Source organism: Amycolatopsis anabasis (genome assembly GCF_009765355.1).
Taxonomy (GTDB): Bacteria; Actinomycetota; Actinomycetes; order Mycobacteriales; family Pseudonocardiaceae; genus Amycolatopsis; species Amycolatopsis anabasis.
Map to the genome: position 1 here is coordinate 44751 of NZ_VTHK01000062.1, position 3374 is coordinate 48124.

Consider the following 3374-nt stretch of genomic DNA (forward strand, 5'->3'; position numbering starts at 1 on the left):
CCGTGCTCATCTCCGGCCGCATCCAGGCCAGCGCGACCTGCGGTCGGTCGTGCTCGGCGCCAACTGCAGCGGCGGCCCGATCCCGGTGAACAGCCGCTCCAGCTGTTCCCGCCGCACGCGATACGGCTCTACTCGCAGGTCAAGCTCGGCCTCGGCGAGCAGGTCAAATGCCACGTAGTAGCCGCTGATCCCGGCGGCCGCCCGAGCCCGCGGCGCCGACGTCAGCGCCCCGAAGTCCAACCGGCCGTCGCGCAGCGCCACCAGTTCGCCGTCGAGCAAGATCCGTATGCCGCGTTGTGGTGCGTGTGGCCGGACGATGCTGCGATGTGGGCGGCCAGCGGCCTCGAACCACCGCGCCGCGAACGCGCGAAGATCAACCGTCGCCGCCGTCGCTCGGCGGGGCCGATGTCTCCCGGACCTTCCTCTATCAGAACCCGGCCGCCCGCCAGCTCGTCGAGGAAGCCGCCACCGCGGCCAGCGGGCAGCGCGTCCTGGCCCAGGCCGAGCAGGCCGCGCAGCTCGAGGCGACTTGGCGGGAGCGGGCGCTCAACGCCGAGGACGCCCTCGCCCGCGCGAACGAGGAGGTTTCGTTGCAACGCAACACCATCGGCCAGCTCCTGGGAAAGATCCGCGATCTGGAGCAGGACCTGCCCGAGGACTGCGTCCAGCGGATCGTCACTGAGAACACCACCCTCAAACAGAAGGTCCGCCAGCTCGGCCAGGACACCCGGCGCCCCGGAACCGTAAAGCAGCGTGGTTCCCGGGCCGCCGCGCAGAAGGGAACAACAGTTAGTCGATGCGGAGGAGGGGTCACACCATCGGATCGCCCGCCGCAGGGAGCAGTTGTCCCGCCGGGTGGAGTACCGCACCTTCGAGCTGAAGAGGATGGTGGTATTCGATCACGCATTCGCGATCCCCGCGCTGCTCTCCGGAAGTGGTGTGCAGTGCGGATGTGACAACGCAGTTTTGATGTCGCGAGATGGTATTTACCCCTTGTGATCCCGGGCCCCGGCGCTGCGCAGCGCCGGGGCCCTTCAACGATGTGAAGGTGTTGATGGCGCCACCCCCGAACACCCCGGACCACGGTGCCCGGGACGACACGATCGACCACAAGATCGACGACGAGGACTACCCCGCCTACACCATGGGCCGCGCCGCCGAAATCCTCGGCACCACCCCGGGATTCCTGCGCAGCCTGGACGAGACGAAACTGCTCACCCCGCAACGCTCACCCGGCGGACACCGACGCTACTCCCGCTACCAACTCCGCCTGGCCGCCCGCGCCCGCGAACTGGTCAACCACGGCACCCCGCTGCACGCCGCGGTCCGCATCATCATCCTCGAGGACCAACTCGCCGAAGCCCAGCGCCTCAACGCCGAACGCGACCAGCAGACCTGACCGGCCTCACCTCCGCCCGCCGGCCGGGGCGGATTCCCGCGCTTCGCGGCCGAGTTGGAGTGTTACTCGGCTGGCCGGAGCTGGTAGCTGGGGTGCTGGCCGCCCCATGCTTCCCGGAGCTCGCGGGCCAGGGCGGTGCAGTGCCGGCACACCCTGCGGTCCGCCCATTCCTGGGTGTGGTCCGCGGCGGTGCGCAACGCCTGCTCGGCGGACCGGCTGAAGCCGGTGATCGCCTCGACCGCGGCGTCGGCCGCTGGCCCGCGCAAATGTTCGGTGACATCGGGCGGATCGGCCAGCACGATCTCCTGAGTCGCCAGTGTCGGCGCCCTCACCAGTTGTTGCGCCATCGCGAACTCGACGGCCTCGGCGTTGCGATGCCGCGAGGTCCAGCGCGCCTCGCCCGCGGCGGCGAGGCCGCACCGGCGTGCGGCGATCAGCCCGTTGCGCACCGCGGCCAGCACGCCGGCGACGTCCTCCGGGGCGGCCGAGTCGATCAGCGCGGTCGCGGCGCTGAGCATCGTGACGCGTACCTCGGGAAGCCGGATCCGGTGGACACCGGCTCGAATCAACCGGTCGGCTACTGCGAGCTGCCCGAGGAGAAACCCTTCCTGTACCGGGCCTGCGGCTGCGGCTGCGGGGAGACCAGCGACCGGGACTTCCTGCCCGGCCACGAAGTTCGAGCCATGCAAGCCCGGGTGCGCGAGCATTTCGACGGTTCCCCGCTGAAGTTCATCGAATGGGTCGACGCCACGCTCGACAGCGCGGCCGCCGTGTCCGGGCGCAACCCGGCCGGGCGGGCCTGATCCTGTGCACGGGCTCACTCCGGGACCTTCGGCGGGCGCCGGGGTACCGGGAACCTCGGGCGCGGTGGCAGCGATGGCGAGGGCCTTCGATCAAACCGGAACCGAACAAGGCCACGGCGCGGTGCGTAGGCGCGGAGGTGGCCGGGTATAACCAGAACACGGCGGCTGGTCGAGAGGAGAAAGCCCGCTGCTCGTCCGGTCGCCAGGCGACCGGCGGTGGGCCACCGGCGTTCAGCAGTGCAGCGCCGAACACCCCGGTCGCCGTCCATCGCCGGACGGGCCGGCGCGGTGTGTCGGCGGGCCAGGTCTGTCGGGGGTGGCTCGTAGGCTCGGCCGATGACCTCTCGTCTGGAATTCGATCTGCCCGCCGCGGGCGAGGCCGTGCCCTTCGGCGCCCTGACCGCGTTCGTCGAGCACGCCCGCCACACCGGAATCGCCGATGATGCCCCCGTCACCGAGGTCAGCCCCGACCAGGACCCGGAGATGCTGGTCGCGCTGCGGATCGAACTGGACCGGCTCGGCGAACGTCCCGCCGACGTCCGCGTTCCCCGGGCCGACATCCTCGAACTGCTGGACGTAATCGCCGAGATCGACGAGAACGACGGTGACGGCCGGGCGCACCTGGCCACTCTGCGGGAGTTGCGGCAACGGCTGACCCACCTGGCCATCGAACACTGAGCTGTGTCCGTATAGGACACTCGAACGGGCCCTGGGGCTGCTGTCCCGTGGATCCGGCGGTGCTGCGACCCGCAGCCCTGCCCGGGCTGATCCCGGTCAGCGTCCCGGGTCGTCGGGAGAGCCAGGCCGTTGCGGGCCTTCGGCCGCGCTGAGGTCGTCAAGCACGACCAGGCGGTCTCCGGTCAGCAGGCGCATGCCGAGCGCCGCCAGGTTCACCCAGACACACCGCGGGCGCAGATCGGGCACGCCGTCGACACCGGACGCCACCACCAGGCCCTCAACCACTACCACACGCCCTTGACTCTTTGCCGCCAACTCGGCACAAGCCCGCCAGCCGTCGACTTCTGTACGCAAACGGGGTGTTTTTCTCCAGGGCCGAGGCAGTACCGACGGCTACTTTGCCGCGATGGCTTCTGCACTTTGCGCCGCGGTGAACTATTGATGCGTAACTCAATTATGGCGTGGTCGTTGGTTATGGTGTGAAGGTGACTGTG

General features: G+C 69.8%; 7 protein-coding genes. 4 read left to right on the plus strand and 3 right to left on the minus strand.

Annotation, left to right across the window (positions count from 1 at the left end; translation table 11 throughout):
• Positions 1 to 6 precede the first annotated feature (6 nt).
• Positions 7 to 318 carry an ATP-dependent DNA ligase gene (locus FXO23_RS43030; RefSeq protein ID WP_343034580.1) on the minus strand — a complete coding sequence of 104 codons (312 nt, stop codon included), beginning with the start codon at positions 316 to 318 and terminating at the stop codon, positions 7 to 9.
• 8 nt (positions 319 to 326) lie between these two features.
• On the opposite strand from FXO23_RS43030, the gene FXO23_RS50900 reads away from it, so the two are divergent.
• Together FXO23_RS50900 and FXO23_RS43040 are read left to right on the plus strand one after the other, a co-directional pair.
• Positions 327 to 956 carry a hypothetical protein gene (locus tag FXO23_RS50900; RefSeq protein WP_179957044.1) on the plus strand — a complete coding sequence of 210 codons (630 nt, stop codon included), beginning with the start codon at positions 327 to 329 and terminating at the stop codon, positions 954 to 956.
• A gap of 98 nt (positions 957 to 1054) precedes the next feature.
• Complete coding sequence (locus FXO23_RS43040) at positions 1055 to 1399, plus strand: MerR family transcriptional regulator (RefSeq protein WP_158893369.1); 345 nt, start codon at positions 1055 to 1057, stop codon at positions 1397 to 1399.
• 62 nt (positions 1400 to 1461) lie between these two features.
• On the opposite strand, the gene FXO23_RS43045 is transcribed toward FXO23_RS43040, so the two are convergent.
• Positions 1462 to 1917 carry a hypothetical protein gene (locus FXO23_RS43045; protein ID WP_158893371.1) on the minus strand — a complete coding sequence of 152 codons (456 nt, stop codon included), beginning with the start codon at positions 1915 to 1917 and terminating at the stop codon, positions 1462 to 1464.
• A gap of 30 nt (positions 1918 to 1947) precedes the next feature.
• On the opposite strand from FXO23_RS43045, the gene FXO23_RS43050 reads away from it, so the two are divergent.
• Complete coding sequence (locus tag FXO23_RS43050; protein WP_158893373.1) at positions 1948 to 2202, plus strand: hypothetical protein; 255 nt, start codon at positions 1948 to 1950, stop codon at positions 2200 to 2202.
• 336 nt (positions 2203 to 2538) lie between these two features.
• A complete protein-coding gene (locus FXO23_RS43055) occupies positions 2539 to 2880 on the plus strand; it encodes a hypothetical protein (RefSeq protein ID WP_158893375.1) in 342 nt (113 codons plus the stop codon).
• Positions 2881 to 2976: 96 nt separating this feature from the next.
• Here FXO23_RS43055 and FXO23_RS43060 read toward each other — a convergent pair whose 3' ends face one another.
• Positions 2977 to 3171, minus strand: a complete 195-nt coding sequence (locus tag FXO23_RS43060) for a hypothetical protein (RefSeq protein ID WP_158893377.1) — start codon at positions 3169 to 3171, stop codon at positions 2977 to 2979.
• Positions 3172 to 3374: the final 203 nt, after the last annotated feature.